The sequence below is a fragment of the Klebsiella sp. JB_Kp042 genome (assembly GCF_040065275.1).
Classification (GTDB): Bacteria; Pseudomonadota; Gammaproteobacteria; order Enterobacterales; family Enterobacteriaceae; genus Klebsiella; species Klebsiella quasipneumoniae.
The window spans coordinates 21,032-36,828 of record NZ_JBEAJL010000010.1; the positions used below are offsets into that span (position 1 = coordinate 21,032).

At 60.0% G+C, this 15,797-nt stretch carries 14 protein-coding genes; 6 read left to right on the forward strand and 8 right to left on the reverse strand.

The window, feature by feature from the left end:
* Nucleotides 1-3: 3 nt before the first annotated feature.
* The gene (locus tag ABLV54_RS02120) at nucleotides 4-1,395 is read right to left on the reverse strand and encodes a uracil-xanthine permease family protein (RefSeq protein ID WP_004150226.1); all 1,392 of its coding nucleotides are present in this window, start codon (nucleotides 1,393-1,395) and stop codon (nucleotides 4-6) included.
* 283 nt (nucleotides 1,396-1,678) lie between these two features.
* On the opposite strand from ABLV54_RS02120, the gene gltS reads away from it, so the two are divergent.
* Nucleotides 1,679-2,881, forward strand: coding sequence for a sodium/glutamate symporter (gene gltS, locus ABLV54_RS02125; protein WP_032454381.1), 1,203 nt, complete (start codon nucleotides 1,679-1,681; stop codon nucleotides 2,879-2,881).
* A 220-nt stretch (nucleotides 2,882-3,101) separates the two neighbouring features.
* Here gltS and glpK read toward each other — a convergent pair whose 3' ends face one another.
* Nucleotides 3,102-4,613: a glycerol kinase GlpK gene (gene glpK / locus ABLV54_RS02130; protein ID WP_004873089.1), complete on the reverse strand. Its 1,512-nt coding sequence runs from the start codon at nucleotides 4,611-4,613 to the stop codon at nucleotides 3,102-3,104.
* Nucleotides 4,614-4,634: 21 nt separating this feature from the next.
* Nucleotides 4,635-5,486 carry an MIP/aquaporin family protein gene (locus ABLV54_RS02135; protein ID WP_012967047.1) on the reverse strand — a complete coding sequence of 284 codons (852 nt, stop codon included), beginning with the start codon at nucleotides 5,484-5,486 and terminating at the stop codon, nucleotides 4,635-4,637.
* Nucleotides 5,487-5,928: 442 nt separating this feature from the next.
* Between ABLV54_RS02135 and zapB the strand changes: the two genes are divergently transcribed.
* The 4 genes from zapB (at nucleotide 5,929) to ABLV54_RS02155 (ending at nucleotide 9,645) form a co-directional block, all read left to right on the forward strand.
* Nucleotides 5,929-6,174, forward strand: a complete 246-nt coding sequence (gene zapB, locus ABLV54_RS02140; RefSeq protein WP_086075620.1) for a septal ring assembly protein ZapB — start codon at nucleotides 5,929-5,931, stop codon at nucleotides 6,172-6,174.
* 152 nt (nucleotides 6,175-6,326) lie between these two features.
* Nucleotides 6,327-7,316 (forward strand): sulfate ABC transporter substrate-binding protein, encoded by a 990-nt coding sequence (locus tag ABLV54_RS02145; protein WP_023291381.1) that lies wholly within the window; start codon nucleotides 6,327-6,329, stop codon nucleotides 7,314-7,316.
* 189 nt (nucleotides 7,317-7,505) lie between these two features.
* Nucleotides 7,506-8,276: a CDP-diacylglycerol diphosphatase gene (locus ABLV54_RS02150; protein WP_072096576.1), complete on the forward strand. Its 771-nt coding sequence runs from the start codon at nucleotides 7,506-7,508 to the stop codon at nucleotides 8,274-8,276.
* Nucleotides 8,277-8,340: 64 nt separating this feature from the next.
* On the forward strand, nucleotides 8,341-9,645 hold the full coding sequence (locus ABLV54_RS02155) for an SLC13 family permease (protein ID WP_050533490.1): 1,305 nt from the start codon (nucleotides 8,341-8,343) through the stop codon (nucleotides 9,643-9,645).
* A gap of 91 nt (nucleotides 9,646-9,736) precedes the next feature.
* Here ABLV54_RS02155 and tpiA read toward each other — a convergent pair whose 3' ends face one another.
* Both tpiA and ABLV54_RS02165 read right to left on the reverse strand, forming a co-directional pair.
* Nucleotides 9,737-10,504, reverse strand: coding sequence for a triose-phosphate isomerase (tpiA, locus tag ABLV54_RS02160; protein ID WP_002922909.1), 768 nt, complete (start codon nucleotides 10,502-10,504; stop codon nucleotides 9,737-9,739).
* Nucleotides 10,505-10,613: 109 nt separating this feature from the next.
* Nucleotides 10,614-11,213 (reverse strand): YiiQ family protein, encoded by a 600-nt coding sequence (locus ABLV54_RS02165; RefSeq protein WP_023291378.1) that lies wholly within the window; start codon nucleotides 11,211-11,213, stop codon nucleotides 10,614-10,616.
* Between the two features lie 112 nt (nucleotides 11,214-11,325).
* On the opposite strand from ABLV54_RS02165, the gene ABLV54_RS02170 reads away from it, so the two are divergent.
* Complete coding sequence (locus tag ABLV54_RS02170; protein ID WP_004173894.1) at nucleotides 11,326-11,754, forward strand: DUF805 domain-containing protein; 429 nt, start codon at nucleotides 11,326-11,328, stop codon at nucleotides 11,752-11,754.
* Here ABLV54_RS02170 and fpr read toward each other — a convergent pair whose 3' ends face one another.
* The 3 genes from fpr to recG all read right to left on the reverse strand — a co-directional run bounded on the left by fpr (nucleotide 11,755) and on the right by recG (nucleotide 15,792).
* The gene (gene fpr, locus ABLV54_RS02175) at nucleotides 11,755-12,501 is read right to left on the reverse strand and encodes a ferredoxin--NADP(+) reductase (protein ID WP_048298571.1); all 747 of its coding nucleotides are present in this window, start codon (nucleotides 12,499-12,501) and stop codon (nucleotides 11,755-11,757) included. It abuts the gene before it with no gap.
* Nucleotides 12,502-12,651: 150 nt separating this feature from the next.
* Nucleotides 12,652-13,662: a class II fructose-bisphosphatase gene (glpX, locus tag ABLV54_RS02180; RefSeq protein ID WP_023291376.1), complete on the reverse strand. Its 1,011-nt coding sequence runs from the start codon at nucleotides 13,660-13,662 to the stop codon at nucleotides 12,652-12,654.
* A 48-nt stretch (nucleotides 13,663-13,710) separates the two neighbouring features.
* Nucleotides 13,711-15,792, reverse strand: a complete 2,082-nt coding sequence (gene recG, locus ABLV54_RS02185) for an ATP-dependent DNA helicase RecG (protein ID WP_023291375.1) — start codon at nucleotides 15,790-15,792, stop codon at nucleotides 13,711-13,713.
* Nucleotides 15,793-15,797 lie beyond the last annotated feature (5 nt).

A 15,797-nucleotide genomic window follows, 5' to 3' on the forward strand; every position in this document is an offset into this window, starting at 1 on the left:
AAATCAGGCTTTTTCCGGCGGGAAAATTAAATTCAGAACAATCGCCGTGATACCGCCGGCGGCGATGCCGGAGGAGAGCAGATTCTTCAGCCAGTCCGGCGCGAACTGCAGGATCAACGGCTGTTGCGACACGCCGAGGCCCACCGCCAGCGACAGGGCGATAATCAGGATCGCCCGGCGATTCAGCGGCTCGCGGGAGACGATGCGCACGCCGGACGCGGCGATGGTGCCGAACATCACCAGCGTGGCGCCGCCAAGCACCGGCTCAGGGATATGCTGTACGAAACCGCTCACCGCCGGGAACAGCCCGAGGACGATCAGCATCAGCGCTACCACAAAGCCGACGTAGCGGCTGGCGACGCCGGTCAGCTGGATCACGCCGTTGTTCTGGCCGAAGCAGGAGTTCGGGAAGGTGTTGAAGACCGCGGAAACAAAGGAGTTGAGGCCGTTAGCCAGCACGCCGCCTTTCAGGCGTTTCATATACAGCGGACCGGAGACCGGCTGCTCGGAGACATCGGAGGTGGCGGTGATATCGCCGATGGTTTCCAGGGAGGTGATCATAAACACCAGCATCAGCGGCAGCAGCAGGCTCCAGTCGATGCCGAGGCCATAGTACAGCGGCGTCGGAACGGTGATGAGGCTGCTGTTGGTCGGAGCGGTGTTGGCCGGCAGCATATCGAGGAACCACGCCGCCAGATAGCCCGCCGCCATGGCAATCACCAGCGAAGCGATGCGCAAATAGGGATTACGCTGGCGGTTGAGAATGATGATCAGCGCCAGCACGATGCCCGCCAGCAGCAGGTTCTTCGGCGCGCCGAAGGTGTGGTCGGCCATCGCCGCGTAGCCGCCGCCGATGGAGGTCAATCCGACCTGAATCAGCGACAGGCCGATAATCATCACCACCACGCCGGAGACCAGCGGGGTAATGATGCGGCGCGCCAGATGCAGGACGCGGGAGAGGACCATTTCCGTGCAGCTGGCCAGCATCAGGGTGCCGAACAGGGCGGCCATCATTGTCGGGACGTCGGCGCCGCCGGTTTTCAGCGCGGTGCCGCCCATGATGAGCGGGGCGACAAAGTTGAAGCTGGTGCCCTGGATGGAGAGCAGTCCGGAACCGACCGGGCCCCAGGCTTTGATCTGAATAATGGAGGCCACGCCCGAGGCGAACAGCGACATGCTGATGATATGTTGGGTATCTTGCGCCGGGAGACCGAGAGCCTGGCAGATTAACAGCGCCGGGGTGATCACCGCGACAAACATCGCCAGCAGGTGCTGGAAGGCGGCGAACAGGGTTTGCGGTAGCGGTGGGCGATCTTCGAGGCGGTAGATTAATTCGCTGGCTGGTTTATGCGCAACCGGTTGCGCATTTTCTGACTCTGCGGTGTTAACGGACATCACAAGCAATCCCAAGGTGGCAAAGCGGGAATTTTATCGGACTGTAGACCAAAAGCAAACGTTTGCCAGCTTTTGCCCATAAAAATTTATGCCGTGAATATGCGCAACGAGATAATTAACATTTTGTATGCTAAATCGCATCATTCAGGATACAAAATATGTTTTTCTGTCATTTTTTCCGCCGTTCTGCGTAAAATCCCCCTCTGACTCCTCATGATGAGAAGCTAAAGACACCAGGAATATCGTCGCGTGTGAATGGATCATGCGCCATAAGGAGCTTTTTATGTTTCATCTCGATACCTTATCGACGCTCGTTGCCGCAACGCTTGTGCTGTTACTCGGCAGAAAACTCGTCCAAACCGTACCCCTCCTCAAGCAATACACCATTCCTGAACCTGTTGCCGGCGGTCTGCTGGTGGCGCTGGCGCTGCTGGTGCTGAAAAAAAGTATGGATATCGAAATTGATTTCGATATGAGCCTCAAAGATCCGCTGATGCTGGCGTTCTTCGCTACCATCGGGCTTAACGCCAACCTCGCCAGCCTGCGGGCGGGCGGCAAGGTGCTGGGTACCTTTCTGATTGTGGTGGTTGGTCTGCTGCTGCTGCAGAACGCTCTCGGTATCGGCATGGCGAAGCTGCTGGGGCTGGATCCGCTGATGGGTCTGCTGGCCGGCACTATCACCCTTTCCGGCGGCCACGGCACCGGCGCGGCGTGGAGCAAGCTGTTCATTGAGCGCTATGGTTTTGCCAATGCCACGGAGGTGGCGATGGCCTGCGCGACCTTCGGCCTGGTGCTCGGCGGTCTGATCGGCGGCCCGGTGGCGCGTTACCTGGTGAAACACTCTTCCTCTCCTGACGGGACGCCGGACGATCAGGTGGCGCCGACCGCCTTTGAAAAGCCGGACGTGGGGCGGGTGATCACGTCGCTGGTGCTGATCGAGAGTATCGCCCTGATCGCCATCTGTCTGACGCTGGGCAAGGTGGTTGCGCAACTGCTGGCGGGCAGCGTCTTTGAGCTGCCGACCTTCGTCTGCGTGCTGTTTATCGGCGTGATCCTTAGCAACAGCCTGGCGCTGGCGGGGTTGTATCGGGTCTTCGATCGCGCGGTGTCGGTGCTGGGCAACGTCAGCCTGTCGCTGTTCCTCGCCATGGCGCTGATGAGCCTCAAACTGTGGGAGTTGGCCTCTCTGGCGCTGCCGATGATTATTATCCTGGCGGTCCAGGCGTTGGCGATGGCGCTGTATGCGGTGTTCGTCACCTACCGGATGATGGGCAAAAACTACGATGCCGCGGTGCTGGCGGCGGGCCACTGTGGGTTTGGTCTGGGGGCAACGCCGACGGCGATTGCCAATATGCAGGCGATTACCGACCGTTTTGGCCCGTCGCACATGGCCTTCCTGGTGGTGCCGATGGTGGGGGCGTTCTTTATCGATATCGTCAACGCGCTGGTAATTAAGCTGTTTCTGCTGCTGCCGGTGTTTGGCTGATAAAAACCCGGAGGCGGTGCGCTACCTGATTATGCGGTCTGCGGGCTGTGTAGCCCGGGTAAGGCGTTTACGCCGCAACCCGGGGATACCCCGGGATTTATGCGTTGGCGCGGCTTCTCCCCGGCTCGCGCTGCGCTTAGCCGGGCTACGGGGTGTGCGGCCTGCTGGTTGTATCCCGGCCAAGGCGTTTACGCCGCCAGCCGGGAATACCTCAACAACCTTACGCTTCGTCGTGCTCTTCCCACGCCAGGGCGCGTTTCACCGCTTTCTTCCAGCCGCTGTAGCGATAGTTGCGCTCGGTGGTTTCAATGCCCGGGCGGAATTCGCGCTCAATCACCGCTTTCTCCTGCAGCTCATCAAGGTTCTGCCAGAAGCCGACCGCCAGCCCGGCCAGATAGGCGGCGCCCAGGGCTGTGACTTCGCGCACTTCCGGACGCTCCACACGGGTGCCGAGGATATCGGACTGGAATTGCATCAGGAAGTTGTTGGCCACTGCGCCGCCGTCCACGCGCAGGGCGTGCAGACGGATACCGGAGTCAGCCTGCATTGCTTCCAGCACGTCGCGGGTCTGATAGGCGATGGACTCCAGCGTCGCACGGATAATGTGGTTCGAGTTCACGCCGCGGGTGAGGCCGAAAATCGCGCCGCGGGCATACGGGTCCCAGTAGGGCGCGCCAAGACCGGTGAACGCGGGCACGACATACACGCCGTTGGTGTCCTTCACTTTGGTGGCGAAGTACTCGGAGTCGAACGCATCGCTGATGAGCTTCATCTCGTCGCGCAGCCACTGGATGGAGGCGCCAGCCATAAACACCGCCCCTTCCAGAGCGTAGTTCACCTCGCCGCGCGGACCGCAGGCGATGGTGGTCAGCAAACCGTGAGTGGAGGTCACCGCTTTTTCGCCGGTGTTCATCAGCATAAAGCAGCCGGTGCCATAGGTATTTTTCGCCATCCCTTCCTTGACGCACAGCTGGCCGAACAGGGCCGCCTGCTGGTCACCGGCGATCCCGGCGATAGGAATACGGGTCCCGCCTTTACCACCGATGTTGGTCTGGCCGTACACTTCGGACGACTTGCGCACTTCCGGCAGCATGGCGCGCGGAATATCCAGCGCGTCGAGCATCTTATCGTCCCAGTCCAGGTCGTGGATGTTGAACAGCATGGTGCGCGAGGCGTTGGTGTAGTCGGTGACGTGCACGCGACCCTGGGTCATCTTCCAGATAAGCCAGGTGTCCACGGTGCCAAACAGCAGCTCACCGCGCTTCGCACGCTCACGGGAACCTTCGACATGGTCGAGGATCCATTTCACCTTGGTGCCGGAGAAGTAGGGGTCCACCACCAGGCCAGTGGCCTTGCGGATATACTCCTCCATCCCGTCACGCTTGAGCTGCTCGCAGATCTCTGCGGTGCGGCGGCACTGCCAGACGATGGCGTTATAGATCGGTTTGCCGGTCTCACGCTCCCACACCACCACGGTCTCACGCTGGTTGGTGATACCGATGGCCGCGATCTGATCGGAGTTGATATCCGCTTTGGCCAGCGCTTCGACCAGCGTCGAGCTTTGGGACGCCCAGATTTCCATCGGGTCGTGTTCGACCCAGCCTGGCTTAGGATAAATTTGTTCGAATTCTCGCTGGGAGACGCTGACGATATTGGCATCATGATCCATCACAACGGCCCGGGAGCTGGTAGTGCCCTGGTCAAGCGCAACGATATATTTTTTGTCGGTCATAGTCGGTGTCCCGTAGTCAGATTACAGCGAAGCTTTATGTTGAGTGGTGGAAGAGGAGGGGCTCTGTTGCTCTTCGTCCACGCAGGTGTCGCAAGGCAGGTGGCGGCCAATCAGCTTACGATAGCTGAACGCGCCCAGCGCCGCGCCGACCACCGGTGCGCACAGCGGCACCAGGAAATAAGGTATATCTTTGCCGCCGGTGAAGGCGACATCACCCCAGCCGGCCAGCCAGGCGAAGGCTTTCGGGCCGATATCACGCGCCGGGTTCATGGCGAAGCCGGTCAGCGGGCCCATGGAGGCGCCAATCACCGCGATCAGCAGGCCGATCAGCAGCGGCGCCAGCGGGCCGCGCGGCACGCCGTTGCCATCGTCGGTCAGCGCCAGGATGACGCCCATCAGGATAGCGGTAATCACCATCTCTACCGCGAAGGCCTGCACAAAATTGATATGCGGGTTCGGGTAAGTGGAGAAGATGCCAGCCAGATCAAGGCTTTCCACGCTGCCGCGTACCATATGGTGGGTGGTTTCATAATCGAGGAAAAGATTGTAATAAAGCCCGTAAACTAATGCCGCAGCGCAAAAGGCGCCAGCGAATTGCGAAATAATAAAAGGAACCACTTTGCGGCCATCGAAGCAGGCGAACAGCCAGAGCGCGATGGTCACCGCAGGGTTAAGGTGCGCACCGGATACCCCGGCGGTCAGGTAGATCGCCATGGCGACGCCCAGACCCCAGATGATGCTGATTTCCCATTGTCCGAAGCTGGCTCCCGCGACCTTGAGCGCAGCCACGCACCCAACGCCGAAAAAGATCAACAACCCGGTACCGAGGAACTCTGCGATGCACTGGCCTTTTAAGGTTGATGTTTGGCTCATAATCGAATCCTGAAGCGTGGTGATGATTATTGTATGTAGGGTGGTCACAGACGACCATATTGCCATGTAGGCATAGTGTTAATTTATCGTTAACGAGCAAAAACGAGAAATATCGAACTTCAAATGTGTGTACCACGTCAAGAAAATGAGCGTTTTCGCGCCATTCGCGCGCATTGAGCGCGCTGCCGGAGCGTTTCACCTCGCATTTTGTTAACCATAAAATTAACAATGGCTCATGAAGTACGAGCGAACTGCGCTGAAAGTACCAGGTAAAGACTGAAAAGTGTTGCAAACCGCAATCTGCGCGGCTTGCCGCTGGACAGGGGAGGCGGGGATTCATACAATCGACGATAACACCGCTATGTGCGCTAATTTTCGTTAAGGCGGGACCGCGTATACGAAACACCAGTTTCTATCAACGCCTTGCAAGTTCAGGAGAGGTATGACGATGTCATTAGAAGTGTTTGAGAAATTAGAATCTAAGGTTCAGCAGGCGATTGATACCATCACTCTGTTGCAGATGGAAATCGAAGAGCTGAAAGAAAAGAACAACACCCTGGCGCAGGAAGTTCAGAGCGCGCAGCATGGTCGTGAAGAGCTGGAGCGCGAAAACAGCCAGCTGAAAGAGCAGCAGCAGGGCTGGCAGGAGCGTCTGCAGGCGCTGCTGGGCCGCATGGAAGAAGTCTAATCGCTTCGCGCCCTCTCCCGCCAGGGAGGGGGTGATCCTTATCCCTCCCTTTATTCTCGCAAGTTATAGCCAATCTTTTTTTATTCTTTAATCATTGAATCGCTTTCTGGCACGCTTAGCCCATCACAACACGACATAAAGAGAGCGGTGCGATGAATAAGTGGGGCGTAGGGTTAACTCTGTTGCTGGCATCCGCCAGCGTTCTGGCAAAAGACATTCAGCTATTAAACGTATCTTATGATCCAACGCGCGAGCTGTACGAACAGTACAACAAAGCGTTCAGCGCGCACTGGAAGCAGGAGACCGGCGACAACGTGGTGATCCGCCAGTCGCACGGCGGCTCCGGCAAGCAGGCGACCTCGGTGATTAACGGTATTGAAGCGGATGTGGTTACGCTGGCGCTGGCCTACGACGTCGACGCGATCGCCGAGCGCGGCCGTATCGATAAAAACTGGCTGAAGCGCCTGCCGGATAACTCCGCGCCCTATACTTCCACCATCGTGTTCCTCGTCCGTAAGGGCAACCCGAAACAGATCCATGACTGGAACGACCTGATCAAACCGGGCGTGTCGGTCATTACCCCGAACCCGAAAAGCTCCGGCGGCGCTCGCTGGAACTACCTGGCGGCCTGGGGCTATGCCCTGCATCAGAACCATGGCGACCAGGCGAAAGCCCAGGAGTTCGTCAAGGCGCTGTATAAAAACGTGGAAGTGCTGGACTCCGGCGCGCGCGGTTCGACCAATACCTTCGTAGAACGCGGGATCGGCGATGTGCTGATCGCCTGGGAAAACGAAGCGCTGCTGGCGACCAACGAACTGGGCAAAGACAAGTTTGAAATCGTGACTCCGAGTGAGTCGATTCTGGCTGAGCCGACCGTTTCGGTGGTCGATAAAGTCGTGGATAAGAAAGGCACCCGCCAGGTGGCGGAAGCGTACCTGAAGTATCTCTACTCGCCGGAAGGCCAGGAGATTGCGGCGAAGAACTTCTACCGTCCGCGCGATCCGAACGTGGCGAAAAAATATGCTAATGAATTCCCGAAACTGAAGCTGTTCACCATCGATCAGGAGTTCGGCGGCTGGACGAAAGCGCAGAAAGCGCACTTCTCCAACGGCGGCACCTTCGACCAGATTAGCCAGCGTTAAACCTCTCCAGCCCCGCTCCGGCGGGGCTTGCTGCCATCGCCCTGCGGCGGCTGTGCTTGCGCGGGCCTTCAGGCCGCCAGCGTAGCCCGGGCAACGCGCCAGACGCCATCCGGAAAAGCGCCCCGCCCGTCATCTGTTTTCATTTAGTCATCAAATTACGTTACTCTTCCGCTTCAGGCTTAACAGGGAATGAAAATGAGAAGAGTAAGATACTTTTTGCTGGCGCTGCTGGTGGCGATCCTCGCGGCGCTGGCCGGCGGCTACTACTGGCTGCACTCTGGCAACCCGGACGCGTTGCGCAAGATTGTTCTGCAGCAGTGCGTTCCCCATCAGCAACAGCAGCAAAACCCGTCGCCGTGCGCCGAAGTGAACCTCAAGGGCGGCTATGTGCTGTTTAAAGACCGTAACGGCCCGCTGCAGTATTTGCTGATGCCGACCTACCGCATTAACGGCACCGAAAGCCCGCTGCTGTTGGATCCGCTGACGCCCAACTTCTTCTGGCAGGCCTGGCAGGGGCGTGAAATCATGAGCCAGCGCCACGGCGCGCCGGTTCCGGATAACGCGGTATCGCTGGCAATCAACTCGCGCAGCGGACGCACGCAAAACCATTTCCATATTCATATCTCTTGCCTGCGCCCCGATGTGCGCGCGCAGTTAGATAAGGATGCGGCGGCGATCAGCAGCCGCTGGCTGCCGCTACCGGGTGGGCTTGAGGGCCATGAATACCTGGCGCGCCGGGTGACGGAGGCGGAGCTGGCCCAGCGCAGCCCATTCCTGATGCTGGCGGAAGAGGTGCCGGAGGCGCGTCAGCATATGGGACGCTTCGCGCTGGCGATGGCCCAGCAGGGCGACGGCTCGCTGGTGCTGCTGGCGACGGAGCGTAACCTGCTCTCCCTGAACCGGGCCTCGGCGGAAGAGATTCAGGATCATCGCTGCGCCATCCTTAACGCAAACCACTAGTTCTGGCGTTTACCTGTCTTACCTGTCGTCGTATTCTTGCTGAAAAAAACGACAGGAGACAGGCATGTCGCTCTGGCTTACCCACCCGCTGTTCCTCCCTTCACTGATTGTCGGCGTCACCATTGTGCTCTGGGCGACGTCGCTGCTGCCGGAGTTTATCACCGCGCTGCTGTTTTTCGCTGCGGCGATGATGGCGAAAATCGCCCCGCCGGAGGTGATCTTTGGCGGCTTTGCCTCCTCGGCCTTCTGGCTGGTGTTCAGCGGCTTTGTGCTCGGCATCGCGATCCGTAAAACCGGGCTGGCGGACCGGGCGGCGCAGGCGTTGTCTGCGCGGCTAACCGACTCCTGGCCGCGGATGGTCGCCAGCGTGGTACTCCTGAGCTACGCCCTGGCGTTCGTGATGCCTTCCAACATGGGGCGCATCGCGCTGCTGATGCCGATCGTGGCGGCGATGGCCCGCCGGGCGGCCATTGCCGACGGTAGCCGCGGCTGGTTCGGCCTGGCGCTGGCGGTGGGATTCGGCACCTTTCAGCTGTCGGCGACCATTCTGCCCGCCAACGTGCCGAATCTGGTGATGAGCGGCGCGGCGGAAGGCTCGTACGGTATCCACCTGAATTATGTCCCCTATTTACTGCTGCATACGCCGGTGCTTGGCTGGCTGAAAGGGGCGGTGCTGGTGGCGCTAATCTGCTGGCTGTTTCCTGGTAAGCCGCATCCGCCGCGCGACCTGGCGCCGCTGCCGGCGATGAGCCGCGACGAGAAGCGTCTGGCGTGGCTGCTGGCGGTGGTCCTCACGCTGTGGGTGACCGAGAGCTGGCACGGCGTCGGCCCGGCGTGGACCGGCCTGGCGGCGGCGGTGGTAACGCTGCTGCCGCGGGTGGGCTTTATCAGCGGCGAGGAGTTTGCCAGCGGCGTGAATATGCGCACCTGCATCTACGTCGCCGGGATTCTGGGGCTGGCGATCACCGTCACCCAAACCGGGATTGGCGGCGTGGTGGGCAATGCGCTGCTGGAAGTGATGCCCCTGGATAAAGACAATCCTTTCACCAGCTTTCTCGCTCTGACCGGGATAACCAGCGCGCTGAACTTTATTATGACCGCCAACGGCGTGCCGGCGCTCTACACCACCTTTGCCCAGAGCTTTGCCGACGCCACCGGCTTCCCGTTGCTGAGCATAATTATGATTCAGGTGCTGGGCTATTCCACGCCGCTGCTGCCGTATCAAGCGTCGCCGATCGTGGTCGCGATGGGGTTAGGCAAGGTCCCGGCGAGGGCGGGGATGCTGCTGTGTCTGGCGCTGGCGGCGGTGAGCTATTTGATTTTGCTGCCGCTGGACTACGTCTGGTATCAGCTGTTGGGGAAACTGTAGCGGCAAAAAAAGCCCGGCTTGCGCTGTGCGAAGCCGGGCTTCAGAGAGTTATCAGTCATCCCGGTCGCGTGTCGCCGCCGGGAAAAGCGGATTAGGCTTTTTTCGCCGCTTCTGCAGCTTTCACGATCACCGCGAAAGCGTCTGCTTTCAGGGAAGCGCCGCCAACCAGCGCGCCGTCGATGTCCGGCTGGGTGAACAGCTCTGCTGCGTTGCCAGCGTTAACGGAACCGCCGTACTGGATGATCACTTGCTCAGCGATTTTGGCGTCAGCTTTAGCAATGTGGTCACGGATGAATTTGTGCACCGCCTGAGCCTGAGCCGGGGTCGCGGATTTGCCGGTACCGATAGCCCATACGGGTTCGTAAGCGATAACCACGCCTTCGAAAGCGGCAGCGCCCTGCGTTTTCAGTACCGCGTCGATCTGACGCGCGCAAACTTCTTCCGTTTTGCCCGCTTCGTTTTCCGCTTCGGTTTCACCGATGCACAGTACCGGAGTCAGACCCTGCTCTTTCAGCACGGCGAATTTCTTCGCGATCAGCTCGTCGGATTCTTTGTGGTAGGTACGACGCTCGGAGTGGCCGATGATGATGTACTGCGCGCCGATATCTTTCAGCATTTCGGCGGAGGTTTCACCGGTGAAAGCGCCGGACAGGTTCACGTCAACGTTCTGCGCGCCCAGGTGGATGTGGCTGCCTTCTGCCGCACGCTTAGCCAGGTCCAGATACATTTCCGGCGGGGCGATGGCAACTGCACAGCCGCTTACGCCAGCCAGCTCGGTACGCAGGTTCGCAACCAGTTCGTTTACCATGTGGCGGCTGCCGTTCAGTTTCCAGTTACCCATCACTAAAGGATGTCGCATTTTAATTCTCCACGCTACTTAAGCGAATTAAGGAATATAGCCGCCCCAGAGGGCAGCATGGTCTGTGAAACAGTATAGAGACTCGTCACTGGAAAGGCTTTGCTTTTTGTCATTTATTGTTACCTTCCAGCGTTTCAGATAGCGCCAGCTTAATCGGTTCAATAGCGAAGGTCAGACCCTTTTCGCCATGATCTGCCACCACATAGCGCACGGCGCCCTCGGTGTCGGCGAAGTAGCGTTTGCCTTTGCCGGCGGTCAGCAGTTTCTGCAGTTTTTGCTGGCTCTGCGCCGGGCTAAGGGTGGGCACGAAGGCGCGGATCATGGCGCTCATATACTCCAGCGCTTTGGCCTTCGCCGCTTTTTGCTCCGGCCCCTGGATCGGTAGCCAGGTGATCTGCATGGATTTGATCTTCAGCGTGCCGCGCTCCAGCGCGGTGGAGGCATAGAGATTTTCGTTTATCTTGCTGGCGGCGCGGGTCAGGTTAGCCCGATCGCGGCTGGTTGATATGGAACGGAATTCATTCAGAGGCAGCTTCGGGTTATCGGCGTTAAATTTTTCCCGGAACTGGCTGATCGACAAGTCAAAGCTCGGCGCGCCGGCGAGCAGGTAGGGAGCAGCGGTCGTCGATTCGCTTTCTGCGGACAACGCGTGCGGGCCGACGGCAAGGCCCATCAGCCCACTGAAACACAAGATTGTCCACTTCTTCATGCCCGTCGTTCCTTTTTTTGCCTGCTGACGATTAAATCGGGAAGCGCGGCGCTTGTCAAAAAGTCACGACGCCAGGGTAAACTACGCAGACGATGATGATAAGGAAAAACGCATGACCCTACAGCAGTGGTTATTCTCAATTAAAGGGCGCATTGGCCGCCGCGATTTCTGGATCTGGATTGCCATCTGGCTGGTGACCATGAGCGCTCTGTTCACCCTGGCAGGCAGCAATCTGCTTAATCTGCAGACGGCAGCGTTTATTATCGTCTGCCTGCTGTGGCCGACGGCGGCGGTGGTAGTGAAGCGACTGCACGATCGCGGCAAATCCGGACTGTGGGCGCTGCTGATGATTTTGGCGTGGATGCTGCTGGCGGGGAACTGGGCGATGCTGCCGCAGGTCTGGCAGTGGGGCGTCGGGCGCTTTGTGCCGACGCTGATTATCGTCATGATGCTGATCGACCTGGGGGCGTTTGTCGGCACCCAGGGCGAGAATAAGTTCGGCAAGGAGACCCAGGACGTGCGCTGGAAAGCGGACGCCTGATTACCAGTAATGCTCCGCCGTCATGTGGCCCGGCCGGCGACGCAGATGTTTGGTCATCTGCCGGGTCTCTTTTAACAGCTGTTGGGTATCGCGCACCATCTGCGGGTTGCCGCACAGCATCACATGGCTGGTGTCGTTGGTCATCGGCAGGCCGACCGCCTCCTCCAGCGCCCCGGTTTCAATCAGGAACGGCACCCGGCCGGTCAGCGAGCCTGCCACGGTTTCGCGACTGACCACCGTCTGGATGCGTAATTTGCCGGCGTAGCGCTGCTCAAGCTCGCGCATCAGCGGCAGATAGCTCAGGTCCGCGGCGTAGCGCACGGCATGGACCAGCACCAGATGGTTAAAGCGCTCAAGATCTTTGCCTTCCTGGAGAATCGACAGGTAAGGCCCAAGCGCGGTGCCGGTCGCCAGCATCCACAGGGTATCGCAATCCGGTACTTCCTCGAGGACGAAGAAGCCAGCCGCTTCGCTCACCACCTGGACCTCATCGCCCGGCTTCAGCGCCGCCAGACGCGGGCTCAGTTTGCCTTCCGGGACGGTGACCAGATAGAACTCGAGATCGGGATTGCCGGGAGCGTTGACGTAGGAGTAGGCGCGCTGCACGCGTTCGCCGTCGATTTCCAGTCCGAGCTTGGTAAATTGCCCGGCGGTAAACGGCTGAACTGGCGCCCGCACGTATAAACTGAACAAGGCGTCCGTCCAGTACTCCACTTTTGTCACTTTGCCGCTAACCCAGTCCGCCATCGTCTTCTCCTGTTGCCAAGCGATGCTTTATCTTCGGCCCAGACGGGCAAGATTTCCACCCCGCAGGCGCAAGAAAGCTCTATTGATCAAATATAAACGAAGAACAGGACAACCGCCCGCGGACGGTTGCCTGGAGGAGAGAAAGCGGTATTACAGGATGTGCTGCTGGACGTCCGGATCTTTACGGTCGAGGTAATGAATCGACTGGATCCGACGGATGGTGCGCGACTTGCCGCGGATCAGCAGCGTCTCGGTGGTGGCCATATTGCCCTTACGGGTGATGCCGTCCAGCAGATCGCCTTTGGTGATGCCGGTGGCGGAGAAGACGACGTTATCGCTGCGCGCCATTTCATCAAGGCGCAGCACTTTACCCGCTTCGATGCCCATGGTTTTGCAGCGCGCCAGCTCGTTTTCACCGATGCGACGATTCTCTTCGCTGTCGCCCTTCACGTGGTGACGAGCCAGCAGGCGGCCCTGCATATCGCCGTCGAGCGCGCGGATCACCGCGGCGGAAACCACCCCTTCCGGCGCGCCGCCGATGCCGTACAGCACGTCGACTTCGCTATCCGGCATGCAGGTGAGAATGGAGGCCGCGACGTCGCCATCGGGAATGGCGAACACGCGCACGCCCAGCTGCTGCAGCTGAGCAATCACCGCGTCGTGGCGCGGTTTCGCCAGCACGGTGACGGTCAGCTCGCCCAGCGGCTTGTTCAGTGCGCGGGCGATATTGCGCAGGTTCTCTTCCAGCGGCAGACTGAGGTCGATAGCGCCTTTAGCGCCCGGGCCGACAATCAGCTTTTCCATATACATATCCGGCGCGTTGAGGAAGCAGCCTTTATCGCCGACCGCCATCACCGCCAGGGCGTTAGCCTGGCCCATCGCCGTCATCCGGGTGCCTTCGATGGGATCGACGGCGATATCCACCGCATCGCCCTTGCCGGTGCCCACTTTTTCGCCGATATAGAGCATCGGCGCTTCATCGATTTCGCCCTCGCCGATGACGATGGTGCCGTCGATATTGACGAGGTTAAGCATAATGCGCATGGCGTTCACCGCGGCGCCGTCGGCGGAGTTTTTATCGCCGCGGCCCAGCCATTTATAGCCCGCCAGCGCGGCGGCTTCGGTGACACGCGAAAATTCGATGGCCAGTTCTCGTTTCATAATCCACTCATTGTGTAGAAAAATTGCCCGCAGCGCGGCAAAAGCGCGCTACGCGTTGGAATAGCGTTCGGTTTCCGGCATCCAGCGCTCGATCAGCGCCTGGGCCTGCAGCGGATAGCGTTCATGAATGTGGCGCGCAATGCGCTGAACGTCGGGGATCATCGCCTGATCGCGCAGTAAATCCGCCACTTTAAACTCGGCGTTGCCGGTCTGGCGGGTGCCGAGCAGCTCGCCGGGACCGCGAATTTCAAGGTCTTTCTGGGCGATGACGAAACCGTCGTTGCTGTCGCGCAGCACCTGCAGACGCTTCTGCGCCGTTTTAGAGAGCGGCGATTTATAGAGTAGCACGCAGTGGGAAGCGACCGCGCCGCGCCCGACGCGCCCTCTGAGCTGGTGCAGCTGCGCCAGACCCAGACGTTCCGGGTTTTCGATAATCATCAGGCTCGAGTTCGGCACGTCGACACCGACTTCAATGACCGTCGTGGCTACCAGCAAGTGCATTTCGCCCTGCTTGAAAGCCTGCATCACCGCCTGCTTTTCCGCCGGTTTCATCCGCCCGTGCACCAGACCGATATTCAACTCCGGCAGCGCCAGCTTGAGCTCCTCCCAGGTGGCTTCCGCCGCCTGGGCCTCCAGCAGATCGGACTCTTCGATGAGGGTACAGACCCAATAGGCCTGGCGGCCTTCGTGGGTGCAGGCGTTGCGCACGCGGTCGATAATATCGCTGCGCCGGGTGTCCGGGATAGCGACGGTGGTCACCGGGGTTCGGCCCGGCGGCAGCTCGTCGATAACCGAGGTATCGAGGTCGGCGTAGGCGGTCATCGCCAGGGTGCGCGGGATCGGCGTGGCGGTCATGATCAGCTGATGCGGATGGAAACCCTGCTGCTGACCTTTCTCCCACAGCGCCAGCCGCTGGTGTACGCCGAAGCGGTGCTGTTCGTCGATAATCACCAGCGCCAGGCCATTAAACTGCACCTGTTCCTGGAAGATGGCGTGGGTGCCGACAATCATCTGCACCTCGCCGCTGGCGATCGCGTCCTGCTGCGCCTGGCGGGCTTTGCCTTTCTGTTTGCCCGCCAGCCAGCCGACTTCAATGCCCAGCGGTGCAAACCAGCTGCGGAAGTTATTGGCGTGCTGCTCGGCGAGCAGTTCGGTGGGCGCCATCAGCGCCACCTGTTTGCCGTGGGCGATAGCGCGCAACGCGGCCAGGGCGGCGACCAGCGTTTTACCGGAGCCGACGTCGCCCTGCACCAGGCGCATCATTGGCACGTCCAGCGCCATATCGCGCTCGATCTCGGCGGTGACCCGCGCCTGCGCGCCGGTGGGCTTAAAGGGCAGGGAGGCCAGCAGCTGATTTTTCAGGGTATCGTTGGCGCCGAGCGGCAGGGCGTGATAGCGCTGGGCGCCTGCCCGCAGCGCCAGCATGCTGAGGTTGTGCGCTAGCAGCTCTTCCAGAATCAGGCGCTGCTGCGCCGGGTGCTTGCCGCTTTCCAGCTCGCTAAGCAATAACGATGGCGGCGGACGATGCAGGGTGCGCAGCGCCTCCGGCAGGCTCATCATCCCCTGCGCCAGCTCCGGCGGCAGGAGTTCGCCGATAGCGCAGGTCTCCAGCAGCTCGAGCGCCTGATCGGTGAGCTTGCGCAGGGTCGCCTGCTTAATGCCCTCGGTAGTCGGATAGACCGGCGTTAGGGTCTCCTGCAGCTCCGGGGTGCTCATATCGCCCTGGACGCGATATTCCGGGTGGATCATTTCGGCGCCGTACTTCCCGCGTTTGGCTTCACCGTAGGCCAGCACGCGTCGACCGGTCGCGAGGCTGTTTTTCATCGCCGCGTTGAAGTTGAAAAAGCGCATGGTGAGGATGCCGGTGCCGTCGCTGATCTGGCAGGTCATCATTCGGCGGCCGCCGAAGGTGATATTGCTGTTGAGCACTTCGCCTTCCACGGTGGCATAAACGCCGGGAAGCAGATCGGCTATCGGGTAAAGATGGGTGCGATCTTCGTAGCGCAAAGGCAGGTGCAGCAGCAGATCCTGTACCGTATGCAGGCCGATCTTCGCCAGCTTGCTGCTCTGCGCAGCCCCGACGCCGGTGAGTGAACTGAGCGGAACGGCATCTAACAGGCGGCCTGACATCGGGT